Source organism: Ectopseudomonas toyotomiensis, assembly GCF_017167985.1.
Classification (GTDB): domain Bacteria; phylum Pseudomonadota; class Gammaproteobacteria; order Pseudomonadales; family Pseudomonadaceae; genus Aquipseudomonas; species Aquipseudomonas toyotomiensis.
In genome coordinates this window covers 5,098,881-5,116,754 of record NZ_CP070505.1, presented here as the reverse complement: position 1 = coordinate 5,116,754, position 17,874 = coordinate 5,098,881, and the positions used below count along the sequence as shown (strand labels likewise).

13 protein-coding genes and 2 rRNA genes are annotated in these 17,874 nt (G+C 60.6%); 9 read left to right on the top strand and 6 right to left on the bottom strand.

Annotated features, from left to right (window positions below):
* Nucleotides 1-137 precede the first annotated feature (137 nt).
* A 23S ribosomal RNA gene (locus tag JWV26_RS23755) occupies nt 138-3,030 on the top strand.
* A 137-nt stretch (nt 3,031-3,167) separates the two neighbouring features.
* Nucleotides 3,168-3,283, top strand: a 5S ribosomal RNA gene (rrf, locus tag JWV26_RS23750).
* 211 nt (nt 3,284-3,494) lie between these two features.
* Here rrf and queD read toward each other — a convergent pair.
* Both queD and JWV26_RS23740 read right to left on the bottom strand, forming a co-directional pair.
* Nucleotides 3,495-3,851 carry a 6-carboxytetrahydropterin synthase QueD gene (queD, locus tag JWV26_RS23745; protein WP_021488842.1) on the bottom strand — a complete coding sequence of 119 codons (357 nt, stop codon included), beginning with the start codon at nt 3,849-3,851 and terminating at the stop codon, nt 3,495-3,497.
* A 127-nt stretch (nt 3,852-3,978) separates the two neighbouring features.
* Complete coding sequence (locus tag JWV26_RS23740) at nt 3,979-5,058, bottom strand: patatin-like phospholipase domain-containing protein (protein WP_206417960.1); 1,080 nt, start codon at nt 5,056-5,058, stop codon at nt 3,979-3,981.
* A 146-nt stretch (nt 5,059-5,204) separates the two neighbouring features.
* On the opposite strand from JWV26_RS23740, the gene JWV26_RS23735 reads away from it, so the two are divergent.
* Genes JWV26_RS23735 through JWV26_RS23720 form a run of 4 tightly spaced genes read left to right on the top strand, consistent with a single transcriptional unit; the run spans nt 5,205 to nt 7,805 of the window.
* A complete protein-coding gene (locus JWV26_RS23735) occupies nt 5,205-5,513 on the top strand; it encodes a PepSY domain-containing protein (protein WP_021488844.1) in 309 nt (102 codons plus the stop codon).
* On the top strand, nt 5,513-5,827 hold the full coding sequence (locus tag JWV26_RS23730; RefSeq protein WP_072426372.1) for a PepSY domain-containing protein: 315 nt from the start codon (nt 5,513-5,515) through the stop codon (nt 5,825-5,827). Before JWV26_RS23735 ends, JWV26_RS23730 begins: the two co-directional genes overlap by 1 nt.
* Nucleotides 5,827-6,495, top strand: coding sequence for a response regulator transcription factor (locus JWV26_RS23725; RefSeq protein WP_024310251.1), 669 nt, complete (start codon nt 5,827-5,829; stop codon nt 6,493-6,495). The genes JWV26_RS23730 and JWV26_RS23725 overlap by 1 nt, the downstream gene beginning before the upstream one ends.
* Complete coding sequence (locus tag JWV26_RS23720; protein WP_206417959.1) at nt 6,492-7,805, top strand: ATP-binding protein; 1,314 nt, start codon at nt 6,492-6,494, stop codon at nt 7,803-7,805. Before JWV26_RS23725 ends, JWV26_RS23720 begins: the two co-directional genes overlap by 4 nt.
* A 111-nt stretch (nt 7,806-7,916) precedes the next feature.
* On the opposite strand, the gene JWV26_RS23715 is transcribed toward JWV26_RS23720, so the two are convergent.
* Together JWV26_RS23715 and JWV26_RS23710 are read right to left on the bottom strand one after the other, a co-directional pair.
* Nucleotides 7,917-8,513, bottom strand: a complete 597-nt coding sequence (locus JWV26_RS23715) for an NADPH-dependent FMN reductase (RefSeq protein WP_206417958.1) — start codon at nt 8,511-8,513, stop codon at nt 7,917-7,919.
* Between the two features lie 144 nt (nt 8,514-8,657).
* Nucleotides 8,658-10,802 (bottom strand): methyl-accepting chemotaxis protein, encoded by a 2,145-nt coding sequence (locus JWV26_RS23710; protein ID WP_206417957.1) that lies wholly within the window; start codon nt 10,800-10,802, stop codon nt 8,658-8,660.
* 185 nt (nt 10,803-10,987) lie between these two features.
* On the opposite strand from JWV26_RS23710, the gene JWV26_RS23705 reads away from it, so the two are divergent.
* Together JWV26_RS23705 and JWV26_RS23700 are read left to right on the top strand one after the other, a co-directional pair.
* A complete protein-coding gene (locus JWV26_RS23705; RefSeq protein WP_206417956.1) occupies nt 10,988-12,307 on the top strand; it encodes a Na+/H+ antiporter family protein in 1,320 nt (439 codons plus the stop codon).
* 115 nt (nt 12,308-12,422) lie between these two features.
* Nucleotides 12,423-14,105, top strand: a complete 1,683-nt coding sequence (locus tag JWV26_RS23700) for a methyl-accepting chemotaxis protein (RefSeq protein WP_206417955.1) — start codon at nt 12,423-12,425, stop codon at nt 14,103-14,105.
* A 1-nt stretch (nt 14,106) separates the two neighbouring features.
* Here JWV26_RS23700 and JWV26_RS23695 read toward each other — a convergent pair whose 3' ends face one another.
* The gene (locus JWV26_RS23695; RefSeq protein ID WP_072426366.1) at nt 14,107-15,009 is read right to left on the bottom strand and encodes a LysR substrate-binding domain-containing protein; all 903 of its coding nucleotides are present in this window, start codon (nt 15,007-15,009) and stop codon (nt 14,107-14,109) included.
* A 119-nt stretch (nt 15,010-15,128) separates the two neighbouring features.
* Between JWV26_RS23695 and JWV26_RS23690 the strand changes: the two genes are divergently transcribed.
* A complete protein-coding gene (locus JWV26_RS23690) occupies nt 15,129-15,737 on the top strand; it encodes an FMN-dependent NADH-azoreductase (RefSeq protein ID WP_021488851.1) in 609 nt (202 codons plus the stop codon).
* Nucleotides 15,738-15,847: 110 nt separating this feature from the next.
* On the opposite strand, the gene JWV26_RS23685 is transcribed toward JWV26_RS23690, so the two are convergent.
* Nucleotides 15,848-17,434 (bottom strand): ABC-F family ATPase, encoded by a 1,587-nt coding sequence (locus JWV26_RS23685; RefSeq protein WP_021488852.1) that lies wholly within the window; start codon nt 17,432-17,434, stop codon nt 15,848-15,850.
* Nucleotides 17,435-17,874 lie beyond the last annotated feature (440 nt).

The following is a 17,874-nucleotide window of genomic DNA, read 5'->3' as shown; positions in this document are numbered from 1 at the left end:
GTGATAGAAGTGACTGATTAATTGCTTTCACTGGCAATTGATCTGGTCAAGGTAAAATTTGTAGTTCTCAAGACGCAAATTTTCGGCGAATGTCGTCTTCACGATTGAGACAGTAACCAGATTGCTTGGGGTTATATGGTCAAGTGAAGAAGCGCATACGGTGGATGCCTTGGCAGTCAGAGGCGATGAAAGACGTGGTAGCCTGCGAAAAGCTTTGGGGAGTCGGCAAACAGACTGTGATCCAGAGATCTCTGAATGGGGGAACCCACCCGGCATAAGCCGGGTATCTTGTACTGAATCCATAGGTGCAAGAGGCGAACCAGGGGAACTGAAACATCTAAGTACCCTGAGGAAAAGAAATCAACCGAGATTCCCTAAGTAGTGGCGAGCGAACGGGGACTAGCCCTTAAGTTGATTTGAGTGTAGTGGAAGGCTCTGGAAAGTGCCGCCGTAGTGGGTGATAGCCCCGTACACGAAACGCTCTTATCAATGAAATCGAGTAGGACGGGGCACGAGAAACCTTGTCTGAACATGGGGGGACCATCCTCCAAGGCTAAATACTACTGACTGACCGATAGTGAACCAGTACCGTGAGGGAAAGGCGAAAAGAACCCCGGAGAGGGGAGTGAAATAGAACCTGAAACCGTATGCGTACAAGCAGTGGGAGCCTACTTTGTTGGGTGACTGCGTACCTTTTGTATAATGGGTCAGCGACTTATATTCAGTGGCGAGCTTAACCGAATAGGGGAGGCGTAGCGAAAGCGAGTCTTAATAGGGCGCTTTAGTCGCTGGGTATAGACCCGAAACCGGGCGATCTATCCATGGGCAGGTTGAAGGTTAGGTAACACTGACTGGAGGACCGAACCGACTACCGTTGAAAAGTTAGCGGATGACCTGTGGATCGGAGTGAAAGGCTAATCAAGCTCGGAGATAGCTGGTTCTCCTCGAAAGCTATTTAGGTAGCGCCTCGTGTATCACTGCTGGGGGTAGAGCACTGTTTCGGCTAGGGGGTCATCCCGACTTACCAAACCGATGCAAACTCCGAATACCAGCAAGTGTCAGCACGGGAGACACACGGCGGGTGCTAACGTCCGTCGTGAAAAGGGAAACAACCCAGACCGTCAGCTAAGGTCCCAAAGTTATGGTTAAGTGGGAAACGATGTGGGAAGGCTTAGACAGCTAGGAGGTTGGCTTAGAAGCAGCCATCCTTTAAAGAAAGCGTAATAGCTCACTAGTCGAGTCGGCCTGCGCGGAAGATGTAACGGGGCTCAAACCATACACCGAAGCTACGGGTTCATCCTTTGGATGAGCGGTAGAGGAGCGTTCTGTAAGCCTGTGAAGGTGAGTTGAGAAGCTTGCTGGAGGTATCAGAAGTGCGAATGCTGACATGAGTAACGACAATGCGAGTGAAAAACTCGCACGCCGAAAGACCAAGGTTTCCTGCGCAACGTTAATCGACGCAGGGTTAGTCGGCCCCTAAGGCGAGGCAGAAATGCGTAGTCGATGGGAAACGGGTTAATATTCCCGTACTTCTAGTTACTGCGATGGAGGGACGGAGAAGGCTAGGCCAGCACGGCGTTGGTTGTCCGTGTTTAAGGTGGTAGGCTGATTCCTTAGGTAAATCCGGGGGGTCAAGGCCGAGAGCTGATGACGAGCGTTCTTTTAGAATGCGAAGTGGTTGATGCCATGCTTCCAGGAAAAGCTTCTAAGCTTCAGGTAACTAGGAACCGTACCCCAAACCGACACAGGTGGTTAGGTAGAGAATACCAAGGCGCTTGAGAGAACTCGGGTGAAGGAACTAGGCAAAATGGCACCGTAACTTCGGGAGAAGGTGCGCCGGTGAGGGTGAAGTATTTACTACGTAAGCCCATGCCGGTCGAAGATACCAGGCCGCTGCGACTGTTTATTAAAAACACAGCACTCTGCAAACACGAAAGTGGACGTATAGGGTGTGACGCCTGCCCGGTGCCGGAAGGTTAATTGATGGGGTTAGCGCAAGCGAAGCTCTTGATCGAAGCCCCGGTAAACGGCGGCCGTAACTATAACGGTCCTAAGGTAGCGAAATTCCTTGTCGGGTAAGTTCCGACCTGCACGAATGGCGTAACGATGGCGGCGCTGTCTCCACCCGAGACTCAGTGAAATTGAAATCGCTGTGAAGATGCAGTGTATCCGCGGCTAGACGGAAAGACCCCGTGAACCTTTACTATAGCTTTGCACTGGACTTTGAGCTTGCTTGTGTAGGATAGGTGGGAGGCTTTGAAGTGGGGACGCCAGTTCTCATGGAGCCATCCTTGAAATACCACCCTGGCAACCTTGAGGTTCTAACTCTGGTCCGTTATCCGGATCGAGGACAGTGTATGGTGGGTAGTTTGACTGGGGCGGTCTCCTCCCAAAGAGTAACGGAGGAGTACGAAGGTGCGCTCAGACCGGTCGGAAATCGGTCGTAGAGTATAAAGGCAAAAGCGCGCTTGACTGCGAGACAGACACGTCGAGCAGGTACGAAAGTAGGTCTTAGTGATCCGGTGGTTCTGTATGGAAGGGCCATCGCTCAACGGATAAAAGGTACTCCGGGGATAACAGGCTGATACCGCCCAAGAGTTCATATCGACGGCGGTGTTTGGCACCTCGATGTCGGCTCATCACATCCTGGGGCTGAAGCCGGTCCCAAGGGTATGGCTGTTCGCCATTTAAAGTGGTACGCGAGCTGGGTTTAGAACGTCGTGAGACAGTTCGGTCCCTATCTGCCGTGGACGTTTGAGATTTGAGAGGGGCTGACCTTAGTACGAGAGGACCGGGTTGGACGAACCTCTGGTGTTCCGGTTGTCACGCCAGTGGCATTGCCGGGTAGCTATGTTCGGAAAAGATAACCGCTGAAAGCATCTAAGCGGGAAACTTGCCTCAAGATGAGATCTCACTGGAGCCTTGAGCTCCCTGAAGGGCCGTCGAAGACTACGACGTTGATAGGTGGGGTGTGTAAGCGCTGTGAGGCGTTGAGCTAACCCATACTAATTGCCCGTGAGGCTTGACCATATAACACCCAAACAATCTGCTCTCGTGCAGAGGGTGTCGATGGTGAAGTCGACAGAAAGCCGAAAATTTGCGAGAGCTACAAGCCTCTATCACGTATCCAAGGGATAGCGCCTCACCGCGAGATCCCAACCGAATTGCTTGACGACCATAGAGCGTTGGAACCACCTGATCCCATCCCGAACTCAGTAGTGAAACGACGCATCGCCGATGGTAGTGTGGTGCTTCACCATGTGAGAGTAGGTCATCGTCAAGCTCCTATACGAAACCCCAGATCGCCTAGCGGTCTGGGGTTTCTTCTTTGCGGCGCGGAAAACAGCTTACGTAATCGAGTAGGGTGCGCTGCGCGCACCGACAAGGACGCCGACATGCCGGTGCGCGCGGCGCACCCTACGGGACGGGTGTTGCTTTATTGGTATCAATAAAAAGGCCACCTTGAGGTGGCCTTTGGTGTTTCTGGGCAATGATCAATCGCCGCGGTATTCGCAGCCGCTGGTGCAGGTCTCGTGGATGCGTACGCGCGACAGTTCCGGCAGCAGCGGTTTGACCTGTTGCCAGATCCACTTGGCGAGGACCTCGCTGGTTGGGTTTTCCAGGCCAGGAATGTCGTTCAGGTAGTTGTGGTCGAGCTGCTCATAGATCGGTTTGAAAATCGCCTTGATCTCGGAGAAATCTCGAATCCAGCCGGTATAGGGATCGACGTCACCTTCGATATAAATGGCAACCCGGAAGGAATGGCCGTGCAGGCGGCCGCATTTGTGGCCTTCCGGTACGTGGGGCAGGCGATGGGCCGCCTCGAAGATGAACTCTTTGAACAATTCCACTGAACAGCGCTCGCGTAAATGATTCCGCCTGATCGGCGTTGAGCTGCGCAGTTTAACAGCTCTGGTCCTATTGCCGCCTCATCGCGTCCGTTCTACAGGTTGAGCAGTCACTCATAACCCCGCTGTCTCAGAGGGGTTGCAGGCGTTCGGCCAGGCGGCCGCTTTCGACCAGTTCGAGAAATTCGTCACCGAGCCTGACGCTTTCGGCCATGGCCTGACGCCAATAGCGCTCGCGCCCGTCGTCATTACCCAGGTAGCGTTTGAAGTCGGTACGATCCGGAAGTTTGCCGTGTGGCAGGCGCGCCAGGTAGTCGCGTGATGGTGCCAGCAGCAGTACGTCCTGCAGGCGGGTGCGATCGCCACGGCGCCAGGGCATGCTCTTGTCGAACCAGCCGGGTATCACCCGGTCGGTGAAGTGCGGATAGAGCACGATATCTTCGCCGTTGTAGGGCAGGTCGAGGTGATAGTCGAGCAGGCCGCCATCGCGATAGGCACCCGGCTCCAGGCCTGGGATTTCACGAATCGCCTCCATCACCATGGGGATCGAGCCCGAAGCCAGCAGGGCGTGGCGCAGGTTCTCCGAGGTCAGCGCATGGAAGTGCGAACGGAAGTCGCTCAACTGAGCCAGGGGCGGCACCTGCCGTGCATCATGGAGGATCACCCGGTCGAAATGGCGGCCAAGGCGCTGGCGAGCGAGGAAGTTGTTGCCGATCACCGATGACAGGCCGAGGCTGAGTTTGCCGCGATGATCGTGTTGCAGCAGGCCGTGGCTCTTCACTACGACAATGTGCAGACGGTAGTGCGGGTTGGCGATGATGGCGGCATCCTGATCGGCGAGCAGCTCGTTGAGCATCTGCCGGCAACTGCCCGACACCTGAGCCATGCTCACGCCCTTGGCGAAGCGTTGAGAGGTGTACAGCTCACCGAGTCGTCGAATCCCCACTGCCGGATCGGGCAGGCAGGCACTGGCGAAGCGCCAAGAGCCGATGGAAGCGCCGATCAGCGCGCGTTCACGCGGCGCGCGAAGCAACCAGTCACCAAACAGCGCCAGATCCAGGCCTTGAATGCCGATGCCCTTGGGCCCGCCTGCTGCGCCAGGCAGGATGCCGACATCCGCCGGGCTCAGGCCATTCTGGCGAATGCGCGCCAAGGCTCTGGGGCCGGCCTTGAGTGTCAGGGCAGGGGATTTGATATGGATCGCGCTCATCGGTGCCTCCTTTCGCAGCAGGCGATTATAGAGGGCTGAGTGAGCAGGCCAAGCCACTTCATGCGGTGAATGACGTGAGTGAATTCAGCTTGAATTAAGTGCCTGGGCCTAGAGTGGCAGTCACTGATTCACTGCTGGAGAAACCCATGAAACGATTGATCAGCCTCGCAACACTTGCCACCCTCGTCAGCGCCGCTACCATTGCCCAGGCGCGTGATCTCGGCCCGGACGAGGCTCTGCGTCTGCGTGATGCCGGGACCATCAAATCCTTCGAACAGCTCAATGAAGCGGCACTGGCCCAGCATCCAGGCGCGCGCATCGAAGAAACCGAGCTGGAAGACGAATACGGTCGCTATATCTATCAGATCGAGCTGCGCGATACCCAGGGCGTGCAGTGGGACCTGGAGCTGGATGCCAGCACCGGGGAAATTCTCAAGAACCACCAGGACGATTGATGAAGTTTCGACGTACCACCGCGCTGTTGCTGGTTCTGGCATGCGGTCTCGCCAGTGTGCCGGGGATTGCGCGCGATCTCGACCAGGATGAGGCGCTGCGCCTGCGGCGTGAGGGTGTCATCATGCCCTTCGAGCAACTGATGCAGCACATCGGCAATGCCTACCCCGGTTCCACTTTGCTCGAAGCGGAGCTGGAGGAAGAGGATGGCGTGCTGGTCTATGAAGTCGAGATTCTGACCACATCCGGCGTGGTGCGTGAGCTCGAACTGGATGCCCGCAACGGCAATATTCTGAAGGATGAGGAAGACGACTGATGCGCCTGTTGCTGGTGGAAGACCATGTACCCCTGGCCGATGAGCTGACCGCCAGCCTGACTCGCCAGGGCTATGCCGTGGACTGGTTGGCCGATGGTCGTGATGCGGCCTATCAGGGCGCCAGCGAGCCTTATGACCTGATCATTCTCGACCTTGGCCTGCCAGGCAAGCCGGGGCTCGAGGTGCTGCAGGAGTGGCGTGCCGGCGGACTGGCTACACCGGTGCTGGTGCTGACTGCGCGAGGTTCGTGGGCCGAGCGCATCGAAGGGTTGAAGGCCGGCGCCGACGACTACCTGACCAAACCCTTCCATCCCGAGGAGCTGGCCCTGCGCATCCAGGCGCTATTGCGTCGTGCCCATGGCCTGGCCAACCAGCCGCAACTGGAGGCCGCCGGCCTGCAACTGGACGAGAGCCGCCAGTGCGTGACCTCGGGCGGCGAGGCCATCGATCTGACGGCCGCCGAGTTTCGTCTGCTGCGCTACTTCATGCTGCATCCCGGGCAGATTCTCTCCAAGAGCCATCTCGCCGACCATCTCTATGACGGCGAGACAGAGCGTGATTCCAACGTCATCGAAGTGCACGTCAACCGCCTGCGCGGCAAGCTCGGGCGCAACGTGATCGAGACCCGCCGCGGGCAAGGTTACCGCTTTACCGGAGAGCAGGGTTGAGGTCCATTCAGCGTCGGCTCGGTATTGGCCTGGCCGCGACGCTGCTACTGGTCGGACTGGTTCTGGCGCAGGCCAGCCTCTGGGTATTCGACCGTGGCCTGCGCGCTTATCTGGAAGAGGATTTGCGTGACGAGGCGCAAGGTCTGTTGGCCGCTCTGGTCCGTGGTCCGGCTGGTTTGCAACTGGATGAGCGGCGTCTCGATCCCTCGTTCCAGCGGCAATTCTCGGGGCATTACTTTCGCATCGATTTTTCCGACCGGAGCTGGCGTTCACGTTCGCTATGGGATCGTGAATTGCTCAAGCCCAATGGCATGGGCATGCAGGCCGAGCTGGGCGACGGCCCGCAGGGTCAGTTGCTGTTGATCTACCGCGCCGACTACCGCCGCTATGGCGAGAATCTGTCGATCAGCGTGGCGCAGGATTACCAGCCGATACTGCAGAGTTTTCGCCGCATGCAGTGGGTGGGTTTGGGCCTGGGAGGCGCTGCGCTGCTGCTGATCCTTGTTGCCCAGCGCTACACCGTTCGCCGTGCTCTGCGCCCACTGGAACAGGTGCGTCAGCAGATCGCGCAACTGCAGCAGGGTCGACGTACCGATCTGGATGCCGAGGTGCCCGAGGAGCTGGAGCCTCTGGTCGCACAGATCAACCACCTGTTGGCGCATACCGAGGACACCCTCAAGCGCTCGCGCAATGCATTGGGCAATCTTGGCCATGCGCTGAAAACGCCGCTGGCCGTGTTGATCAGTCTGGCAGGTCGCGAGGAGTTGGCGGCTCATCCGGCCCTGCGCGCGAGCCTGCGTGAACAGTTGGAGCAGATCGAGCAGCGTCTCAGCCGCGAGCTGGGGCGTGCGCGTCTGGCTGGCGAGGTGTTGCCGGGGGCGCGCTTCGATTGCGCGCAGGAGCTGCCGGGGCTGTTCGCCACCTTGTCGATGATTCATGACCGCGGCCTGAGTCTGGACTGGCAGGCGCCGCCAGGCCTGGTGCTGCCGCGTGATCGTGAAGACTTGCTGGAGCTGCTCGGCAATCTCTTGGACAACGCCTGCAAATGGGCCGATCAGCGCGTGCAGTTGACGGTGGAGGAGAGTGCCGATGGCTATCGCCTGTCTGTCGATGACGATGGCCCCGGCATCGATGCCGAGCGCCGCGAGGCCGTGCTGGGCCGCGGCACTCGTCTGGACGAACAGGTGGCGGGGCACGGCCTGGGCCTCGGTATCGTGCGCGACATCATCGAGGCCTGGCATGGCCGTATCGAGCTGCAGGACAGCCCGCTGGGCGGGCTGCGAGTGGTGGTCAGTCTGCCACGGCGTTGAGCCTCAGGCTCACGCCGGTCACACCATCGTCTGGTGGGCTACGCGGCGCAGCATGATCGCTGGCGTCTGCAAACGCTGCGTTCAGCGCCGCTAATCCACCCTACGGATCCCTTACATACCGTTGGCGAAGACCGAGTTGTCGAAGCTGATGGCGGCGCGTACCGGCTGCAGGGCGTGGGCGTAATGCACCAGTACATCGAGCGCGTAATCAATGCGGGCGCGGATGCGCTCATCGGCTTCGTCTACGGGCTGCGGACCGTTCAACACCTTCTCGACCTGACGCACGATCAGGTGCTCCGGCAGGTAGCAAAGGCGGCAGTTCTTGTAGCTGGAGGCGCGCAGTTCGCTGATCGGGTAGGCGCCGCCAATACCGGAGGAAACGCCAACCAGCAGGCCTGGCTTGTGTGCCAGTTCGGCCTTGCTGGCGTAGATGAAGAAATTCTTGATCGCCGGGCAGGCCATGCCGTTCCACTCCGGTGCGATGATCACCACCGCATCGGCAGCCGCCAGTTGTTGCTGGTACATGGACCAGGGGCCGGCATCTTCAGCGGGCCACAGCGGCAGGGGCGCCAGGCCCAGATCGATGATGCTGCTGGTGTCCTGAGTGGTTTGCCCCATCTCGATCAGGCGCTGACGCAGCACGCGAGCGACCTTTCCCGATTGGCTGTTGTTGCGGCTGGAGCCGGCGACCAAGGCGATATTGAGCATGCTGCTTCCCCCGAAAAAGAACGCAGGCTAGGCGATTGCCTGCCTGCGCCGCAAGGGAAGCGCCGCCAGATCGAGGATGATTTGGCGTCATGTCCACCTGTGCGCGGCCCGGATTGAGGTGCGCGCGGCGCACCCTACCTGAGGTTACACGCGGAACTGATCCATCAGGCTCTGCTGGTGATTGGCCAGGCGATTGAGGTTCTGGCTCACCTGCGCCGACTCGTCGGCCTGCGCGGTGATGGCCTCGGTGACGTCGCGAATCGAGGCGACATTGCGGTTGATCTCCTCGGCCACCGAACTCTGCTCCTCCGCCGCGCTGGCGATCTGCAGGTTCATGTCGGTAATGGTGCTGACCGCCTGGCTGATGCGCTGCAGCGCAGCCACGGCCTGCTGCACCTGCTCGACGCTGCCCTGAGCCTGGCGATGGCTGCTGTGCATGGTGCTGACGACCTCGCGCGTACCGCTCTGCAGGCCCTCGATCACCTGGCGAATTTCCTCCACCGAATCCTGGGTGCGTTTGGCCAGGTTGCGTACTTCGTCGGCGACCACGGCAAAGCCGCGACCGGCTTCACCGGCGCGCGCGGCCTCGATGGCGGCGTTGAGGGCGAGCAGGTTGGTCTGCTCGGCAATCGAGCGAATCACCTCCAGCACCGAGCCGATCTGCTCGCTGCTGCTGGCCAGACCTTCGACTTCCTGCATGGCCACGTTCATTTCATTGGCCAAAAGATCGATGGTGCTGGTGGTGCGGTCGATCACCTGCAGGCCTTCGCGGCTGGCCTGGTCGGCATTGCGCGCGGCTTCTGCGGCCTGCGCGGCATTGTGTGCGACATCCTGAGCGGTGGCGCTCATTTCCTGGAAGGCGGTGGCCACCTGATCGACCTCGCGGTACTGCTGCTGCATGCCGGCGCTGGTCTGGCTGGCGATGGCCGCCGACTGATCGGCCGTGCTGCGGGCGTCGATCACGCTGTTCTTCACGTCGGCGATGATGGGCTGCAGCTTGTCGAGGAAGCGGTTGAACCAGCCAGCCAACTGGCCCAGCTCATCCTGACGGGCGTATTGCAGGCGGCGGGTCAGGTCGCCTTCGCCGCTGGCGATATCCTTGAGCATGGCGGCCACACCAAGAATCGGCCGCGTTACGCCGCGTGCCGTCAGCCACATCAGCAGCAGGCCGGCGATCACCGCGACAAGCCCCATCAGCAGCGCGACCAGACTGTCACTGGCGCGGTTGGCATCGAGCTGTGCGCCCAGCTTGATGGCACGCTCAAGCAGCACGTTCTGAGGTACTTCGAGCAGCACCGACCAGGGCTTTGACTCGGGGATGGGTTTGAACGGGCTGATCTCGCGGAGCATGTCACCGTGATGTAGCTCGGCATCGCTGCCGCTCTGGATCAGGCCGCGCAGTTCGCTGGCGTTTTCGGGAAAGGCGCGCTCGACCGGCTGGCTCAGCAGGCTGCCGTCGCGGCTGTGGCCCGCCAGCAGGGCGCTGGGGCTGAAGATACTGATATGGCCCTGGCCGTCGTACAGCTCGCGATTGGCCTCCTGGCTGATCTGTTGCAGGCTGGCCAGGCTGATATCGACGCCCATCACGCCGATGATCTTGCCGTCGAGTTCCAGCGGGAAGGCGATGCTGGTCATCAGTGTCTTCTGCCCGCCGACCTCGTCGTAATAAGGCTCCAGTACGCAGGCCTGACGAGTCTCGCGCGGGCAGGTGTACCAGGCGTTGTAAGGCACGCCGTTGTCACCCGGCGTGGTGTCGCCGAGTAACTCTTCGGTCATGGCCTCGGCTTCCAGCTTGCCAACCGTGGGCTGTGCCCAGTACAGCGCGAAGCGCCCTGCGTCATTGCTGCCCAGGTCGGGCTGGTCGGCGAACAGCTCGTCCTTGCCGTCCAGAGCGTTGGGTTCGAACACCAGGTACAGGCCGAGCAGGGCGGGGTTGGCTTCCAGGCTGCTGCGCACCTGGCGGGTCAGGTCTTCACGCAGGTCGAAGGCATCGAGAAAGCGCTTCTCAGCCTGCTCGCGCAGAAACAGGATCTGCCGGGAAAACCCCTTACCGTACTGGTAGGCGTCCATGAAGTAACGCTGGATGCGAATCGCCTGTAATTCACTGCGCGCCTTGAGGCGTAGTGTCGCGCTCTCTTCCAGCATGGCAGAGCTGGCATCGCGCACCAGGCTGGCGCTGCGGCTGGACTGATACTGCGAGGCGCCCACCAGCAAGGTGACGATGGCGAGCAGGCACAGGCCGGCGAGCAGGGTGATCTTCCATTGGATCGAAAGACGGCTGAACAGCATGGTGCGTTCCTTTCTGCATGGACTAACAGGGTTATCGGTGTGCAGCCCGCATTCTTGATCGATACGGTGTGTGGTCGGAATTATGCACGTTTCGATTTAAATAATGAACGAGCATGCGTTTTGACAGGTGTGGCTCGCTTACGGCAGAGTACGCGGCTTTTTGCGTCGTGCAGGTGGAGTGCTTTATGAACGCTGTAATCGCTGCGGTCGGCATCATGCTGGTCCTCAGTCTCTGTCGCGTACACGTGGTAGTGGCGCTGATCATTGGTGCGCTGGCCGGTGGGCTGCTTGGAGGGCTGGGCGTCGAGGGCACGCTGCAAGCGTTCAACCAGGGGCTCGGTGGTGGCGCGACGGTTGCACTGTCTTACGCGCTGCTTGGCGCTTTCGCGGTGGCCATCGCCAAGTCGGGCCTGGCTCACGCCTTGGCGGACAAGGCGCTGGCGCTGGTCGGCCAGCAGCAGGAAGGCGCAGGTGGAGCGCTGAAGTGGCTGCTGATCGGGCTGCTGCTGGCGGTGGCGATCTCCTCGCAGAACCTGCTGCCGATCCACATCGCCTTCATTCCGTTGCTGGTACCGCCGCTGCTCTATGTGTTGAGCAAGTTGCAACTGGACCGTCGCCTGATCGCCTGCGTGCTGACCTTCGGTTTGATCACCCCATATATGTTCCTGCCGGTGGGTTTTGGCGGCATCTTCCTCAACGAGATCCTGCTGGCCAATGTTGCCAAGTCCGGTGTCGACGTCACGGGTATCAGCATCACCCAGGCCATGGCCATTCCGGCGCTGGGCATGCTATGCGGGCTGCTCGTGGCGGTGCTGTTCAGCTATCGTGGCAAGCGCGTTTATGACCTGGAAAAGGTCGCCCAGGCCGAGCGCGTGGATGTGCAATACAACCCCTTGAGCCTGCTGGTTGCGGGGCTGGCCATCGCTGCAGCGTTCGTCGTGCAGCTGTGGCTGGACTCGATGATCATCGGCGCGCTGGTCGGTTTCGTGATCTTCTCGGTGTCCGGCGTGGTGCGTTGGAAAGAGGCGGACGGCCTGTTTACCGAGGGCATGAAGATGATGGCCATGATCGGCTTCATCATGATCGCTGCGGCCGGTTTCGCCGAGGTGATGAAGACCACCGGTGAGGTCAAGACGCTGGTCGATAGCGCGGCAGCCCTGATCGGCCACAACAAGGCCGTTGGCGCGCTGCTGATGCTGCTGGTCGGGCTGCTGGTGACCATGGGCATCGGCTCTTCCTTTTCGACCATCCCTATCATCGCCGCGATCTTCGTGCCGCTGGGCGTGCAACTGGGTTTCAGCCCGCTGGCCATCGTCTGCATCGTCGGCACGGCCGGTGCCCTGGGCGATGCCGGCTCACCTGCCTCGGACTCGACGCTCGGGCCAACCTCGGGGTTGAACGCCGACGGTCAGCACAACCACATCTGGGACAGCGTGGTGCCCACCTTCCTGCACTACAACCTGCCGCTGCTGGCGTTCGGTTGGGCCGCCGCTATGCTGCTGTAAAGGCGTGAACAGACGCCGGATTAAGTTCTCGGCGCCTTGGGTCGCTTAATTCTTCCACGGGGTTGCCGATATATCGGTAGCCCCGTTTTTGGTTTCGCACACAAGGACAATAAGAATGCGCCTGACATTGAAAGCCAAGGTAATCCTGCTTGCACTGGTTCCCGTCATCCTCTTCGCGCTGGTGCTCAGCGGTACGGCGGCGAGGGTGCTGCAGAATCTGGCTGCTGACGAAGTGGCCGAGACTCGTGAGCGTCTGCTGCAGGAGAAACGCAGCGAGCTCGAGCACTATATCCAGATCGCACTGGGCTCGGTGAAGGGGCTCTACGATGGCGCCGCGCAAGGCGACATGGCCAGTCGCGAACAGGCCATCGCCATCCTCTCGAAGATCAAGTACGGCGCCGACGGCTACTTCTTCGGCCACGACTCCAACGTGGTGCGCCTGTTCCGTGGCGACAGCCCGGTGGATGTCGGCAAGAGCCTAGCCGACCGACGCGACCCGAACGGTGTGTACATCAACCGTGAGTTGGTCAATGTGGCGAAGAACAACAGCTACTTCGTCAACTACTCCTCGCCGCTGCCGGGTAACGAATCGGTAATGGTGCCCAAGCTCGCCTACAGCTACTACCTGCCCAAATGGGATATGGCCCTTGGCACCGCGCTCAACCTCGACGGTATCGAGGCGCAGATCGCCGAAGTACAGGCCGAGATCGACCGCCGCATCGGTACCATCATCACCAGCATCATGGTAGTGGCGGCGGTCCTTCTACTGGTGTTCGGCGTGATAGGTGTCTGGCTGAGCAACGCCTTCCTGCGTCCATTGCAGCAAATCAAGGCCAACCTCGATGATATCGCCGCGGGTGAGGGCGATCTAACCCGCCGTCTGCCCGTCACCAGTGAGGACGAGCTGGGCCAGTTGGCCGGGTCCTTCAACCGTTTTGTCGAGAAGGTGCATGGCCTGGTGCGGCAGATCGTCGAGATGACCGGGCAGCTCACCGAGCTGGTGAGTCAGGTATCGGAGCAGGCGCAGCGCTCCGAGCAGGCCATGGGGCAGCAGCGCCATGAAACCGATCAGGTGGCCACGGCGATCAACGAAATGTCCGCCGCCGCTCACGAAGTCGCCAAGAGCGCGCAGAACGCCGCTGAAGCCGCGCAGCAGACCGACCGCGAGGGCCAGGCGGCGAAGAGCGTGGTCGATGGCAGCATTCAGCGTATTCACTCGTTGGTCGAGGACATCCGCAGCAGCGGCGTATCGCTCGACAACCTGCAGCAGGACGTACTGTCCATCGTCAGCGTGCTCGACGTGATTCGCTCCATCGCCGAGCAGACCAACCTGCTGGCGCTCAACGCCGCCATCGAAGCCGCGCGTGCCGGTGAGGCCGGGCGCGGTTTCGCCGTGGTCGCCGATGAGGTGCGTGCACTGGCCAGCCGCACCCAGCAGAGCACCCAGGAAATCCAGGGCATGATCGACCGTCTGCAGCAGGGCACCCAGCAGTCAGTGACCTCGATGCGCCGCTCCAGCGATGCCGGAGAGCTGACCAGCGAGCAGGCCAACAAGGCCGGAGAGTCGCTCGATGCCATTGCTCAGCTGATCGCCACCATCAATGCGATGAACGCGCAGATCGCCAGCGCCGCCGAGGAGCAGACGGCAGTGGCCGAGGAGATCAATCGCAGCGTGCATCAGATCGCCGTTGCCGTGGATAGCGTTGCCGACGAAACCGAGCGTGGCGCGCAGACAGCACGCAGCCTGGCTGGCCTCGGTGATCGCCTCGGGGCGCTGGTGCGGCAGTTCCGCATCTGAGTCAGAGCGGGAAGCTCCAGCGACTGAATGCGTCGCTGAGCAACTCGATCCAGGCGCGGACAGCCGGCGACATGCCGCGCCTGTGGGTGTAGGCCAACTGGACATAGCCCTCTGGCACCGTCCAGTGCGGCAGCAATGACACCAGGCTGCCATCGGCCAATTCCTCGTGGCAGTAGGTGGTGGGCAGCAGGGTAATGCCCACCCCGGCCAGTGCCGCCGACTTGCGCATGGGAAAGTCGTCGACGGCCAGGCGCGCTTCCAAAGCGATCTCGCGAGCCTCCTGCGTCGTGTTGTGATGAAAGCGCAGGTGAATGCGCCGGTCGGCTCCGATGGCGCCCAGCGCTGGCAATTGCTGCAGATCTTCAGGCTGTTCCAGGCGCAGCCCGGCGATCAGATCCGGGCGCGCCACCACCAGCGCGCGCGCCGGTAGCAGGCGGCGAGTGATCAGGCCCGGTTCTTCGTCATCGGCGTTGCGCACGCGCAGGGCGACGTCCACAGCCTCGTTGAGCAGATCGATACGGCGGCTGGTCTGCACGACCTCCAGTTGCACCCTGGGATAGCGCGTCAGAAAATCATTGATCACGTCGGGCAATAGGGCCACGCCCGGTGGTGTGGAGAAGCGCACCCGACCACGCGGCTCGCTGGTCAGGTTGGTCACGGTTTCCTCGGCCTGTTCGGCCTCCAGCAACATCGCCTGGCAATGGCGCAGGTAGCGTTCGCCGATATCGGTCAGCGCCAGTTTGCGCGTCGAGCGTTGCAGCAAACGCGCACCCAGGCGTTGCTCCAGCTCGGCGATGCGCCGCGACAGGCGCGATTTGGGAATGCCCAAGGCACGCCCGGCAGCGGCGAAACCACCGGCTTCCACTACCTTGGCGAAGTAGAACAGGTCATTGAGGTCATGCATGTCATCGTCCTATCAGTGGGACGAACTATCGCATTTTTGCCATCTTATCGGCTATTGGTTACATCGGTAGCCTCCCCGGAATTGCGTCACCACGTCGCATAGCACTCTGGAGAGCACCTATGAAACTACTGCACCTCGATTCCAGCATCCTCGGCGATGCTTCCGCTTCCCGTCAGCTCAGCCGTTCTGTAGTCGAGGCCTGGAGCGCTGTGACTGCAGATGTTCAGGTGACCTACCGCGACCTGGCCAGCGATGCGCTGAGCCACTTTTCCGCTGCCACCCTGGTAGCCGCCGGCACTCCGGCCGAGCTGCGTGACGCCGCGCAGAAACACGAGGCCGAGCTGGCCGAACGCACCCTGGAAGAGTTTCTCGCGGCCGATGCCATCGTCATCGGTGCGCCGATGTACAACTTCGCGATTCCCAGCCAACTGAAGGCCTGGATCGACCGCATTGCCGTCGCCGGCAAGAGCTTCAAATACACCGAGAATGGCCCGGTAGGGCTGGCTGGCGGCAAGACCGTGGTGATCGCCTCCAGCGCCGGTGGTATTCATGCCGGCCAGCCGTCTGGCCAGGCGCATGAGGACTATCTGGTGCGCATGCTGAATTTCGTCGGCATCGATGACATCGAGATCGTTCGCGCCGAAGGCCTGGCCTACGGCGAAGAGCCGCGCGCCGAAGCCATGAAAGGTGCAGCGCAGCGTATCTCCGAGCTGTTCGCCACTGCCTGAACAGAGCGTTGAAACAACAAAGCCCGCGAAAGCGGGCTTTGTTGTTTCTGGGCTGAGAGTGCTGTCGTCCAACCCCTCTCCCATAAATGGGAGAGGGGGGCTTGGGAGTTTCAGACGATGATGCCCTGGCTGCGCAGGTAGTCGTCGTAGGTGCCGGAAAAGTCGGTCACGCCGTTATCCGACAGCTCGATGATGCGTGTGGCCAGGGAGCCAACGAACTCGCGGTCATGGCTGACGAAGATCAGCGTGCCTGGGTAGTTCTCCAGCGCCAGGTTGAGCGCTTCAATCGATTCCATGTCCAGGTGGTTGGTCGGTTCGTCCATCACCAGCACGTTGGGCTTCTGCAGAATCAGCTTGCCGAACAGCATGCGGCCTTGCTCACCACCGGAGATGACCTTCACCGACTTGAGGATCTCGTCGTTGGAGAACAGCATGCGCCCGAGGGTGCCGCGGATCACCTGCTCACCGGTCGTCCACTGGCCCATCCAGTCGAACAGGGTCACGTCATCTTCGAAATCGTGGGCGTGATCCTGAGCGTAGTAGCCAACCTCGGCGCTCTCGGTCCATTTCACCGAACCGGCATCCGGCTCCATTTCGCCGACCAGGGTGCGCAGCAGGGTGGTCTTGCCGATACCGTTGGGGCCGATGATCGCCACGCGCTCGCCGGCTTCGACGGTGAAGCTGAAGTTCTTGAACAGCACCTTGTCGTCGAAGGCCTTGGACACCTTCTCGATGGTCACGGCCTGGCGGTGCAGTTTCTTGTTCTGCTCGAAGCGAATGAACGGGCTGACACGGCTCGACGGCTTGACCTCGGCCAGCTGGATCTTGTCGATCTGCTTGGCGCGGCTGGTGGCCTGCTTGGCCTTGGAGGCGTTGGCCGAGAAGCGGCTGACGAAGCTCTGCAGCTCGGAAATCTGCGCTTTCTTCTTGGCGTTGTCGGCCAGCAGCTGCTCGCGCGACTGGGTCGCGGCGGTCATGTACTCGTCGTAGTTGCCCGGGAACAGGCGCAGCTCGCCGTAATCCAGGTCAGCCATGTGGGTGCAGACCGAGTTGAGGAAGTGACGGTCGTGGGAAATGATGATCATGGTGCTGTTGCGCGCCGTGAGGATCGTTTCCAGCCAGCGGATGGTGTTGATGTCCAGGTGGTTGGTCGGCTCGTCGAGCAGCAGCACATCCGGGTCCGAGAACAGCGCCTGGGCCAGCAGCACGCGCAGCTTCCAGCCGGGGGCGACTTCGCTCATCGGGCCGAAATGCTGCTCGAGCGGAATGCCCAGGCCCAGCAGCAGCTCGCCCGCGCGCGATTCGGCGGTGTAGCCGTCCATCTCGGCGAACTCACCTTCGAGCTCGCCGACTTTCATGCCGTCTTCTTCGCTCATCTCTGGCAGCGAGTAGATGCGGTCGCGCTCGGCCTTGACCTTCCACAGCTCCTCGTGGCCCATGATCACGGTGTCGATCACGTTGAATTCTTCGTAGGCGAACTGATCCTGGCGCAGCTTGCCCAGGCGCACGTTCGGCTCGAGCATCACCTGGCCGCCGGAGGGCTCGAGGTCGCCGCCAAGAATTTTCATGAAGGTCGACTTGCCGCAGCCGTTGGCGCCGATCAGGCCGTAGCGGTTGCCGTTGTTGAACTTGACGGAAACGTTCTCGAACAGCGGCTTGGCGCCGAACTGCATGGTGATGTTAGCGGTGGAAATCAAAGGACTTACCTATCAATAACTTGAGGTGCGCTGTTTAAAGGGTGATACCGCTTTCGAGCCTTTCAGCCCGGCCCGAACCGAGGAAGACGAACCTGCGCATATAAGTGAACGCTACGCCCCTGCCGGCAGACGAGCCGATAAGGCTGGTGAGGCATGGGGGGAGTGTCGGGCATCGTGGCGCCGGGGCCTGGTAGTACTCAGGGCGACGTTGAAGCGCGCAATGGTATCACTTGGCACTTCGAACCACAGCCCGTCATGGGCCGCTCGAGATAAAAGGGGGCAAGGCGGCGGTCATTTTAGTGATCACCGCTAGGTGAAAGGGCGAGGTGGGACGACCTGACTCGCAAGGCTGGTGCTTCGCATGCTGAAAAATTTGTAATAAGAATGATTCGCTATTAATGTTCGCAGCGGTCGCCATGCTTATCCATGGTGTTTTCAGT

What these genes read in the sequence shown, in the direction of transcription:
- JWV26_RS23695 (WP_072426366.1), bottom strand. Translation starts at nt 15,009, where the DNA reads ATGCATGACCTCAATGACCTGTTCTACTTCGCCAAGGTAGTGGAAGCC.
- JWV26_RS23735 (WP_021488844.1), top strand. Translation starts at nt 5,205, where the DNA reads ATGAAACGATTGATCAGCCTCGCAACACTTGCCACCCTCGTCAGCGCC.
- JWV26_RS23710 (WP_206417957.1), bottom strand. Translation starts at nt 10,802, where the DNA reads ATGCTGTTCAGCCGTCTTTCGATCCAATGGAAGATCACCCTGCTCGCC.
- JWV26_RS23690 (WP_021488851.1), top strand. Translation starts at nt 15,129, where the DNA reads ATGAAACTACTGCACCTCGATTCCAGCATCCTCGGCGATGCTTCCGCT.
- JWV26_RS23705 (WP_206417956.1), top strand. Translation starts at nt 10,988, where the DNA reads ATGAACGCTGTAATCGCTGCGGTCGGCATCATGCTGGTCCTCAGTCTC.
- JWV26_RS23730 (WP_072426372.1), top strand. Translation starts at nt 5,513, where the DNA reads ATGAAGTTTCGACGTACCACCGCGCTGTTGCTGGTTCTGGCATGCGGT.
- JWV26_RS23725 (WP_024310251.1), top strand. Translation starts at nt 5,827, where the DNA reads ATGCGCCTGTTGCTGGTGGAAGACCATGTACCCCTGGCCGATGAGCTG.
- JWV26_RS23740 (WP_206417960.1), bottom strand. Translation starts at nt 5,058, where the DNA reads ATGAGCGCGATCCATATCAAATCCCCTGCCCTGACACTCAAGGCCGGC.
- JWV26_RS23715 (WP_206417958.1), bottom strand. Translation starts at nt 8,513, where the DNA reads ATGCTCAATATCGCCTTGGTCGCCGGCTCCAGCCGCAACAACAGCCAA.
- JWV26_RS23700 (WP_206417955.1), top strand. Translation starts at nt 12,423, where the DNA reads ATGCGCCTGACATTGAAAGCCAAGGTAATCCTGCTTGCACTGGTTCCC.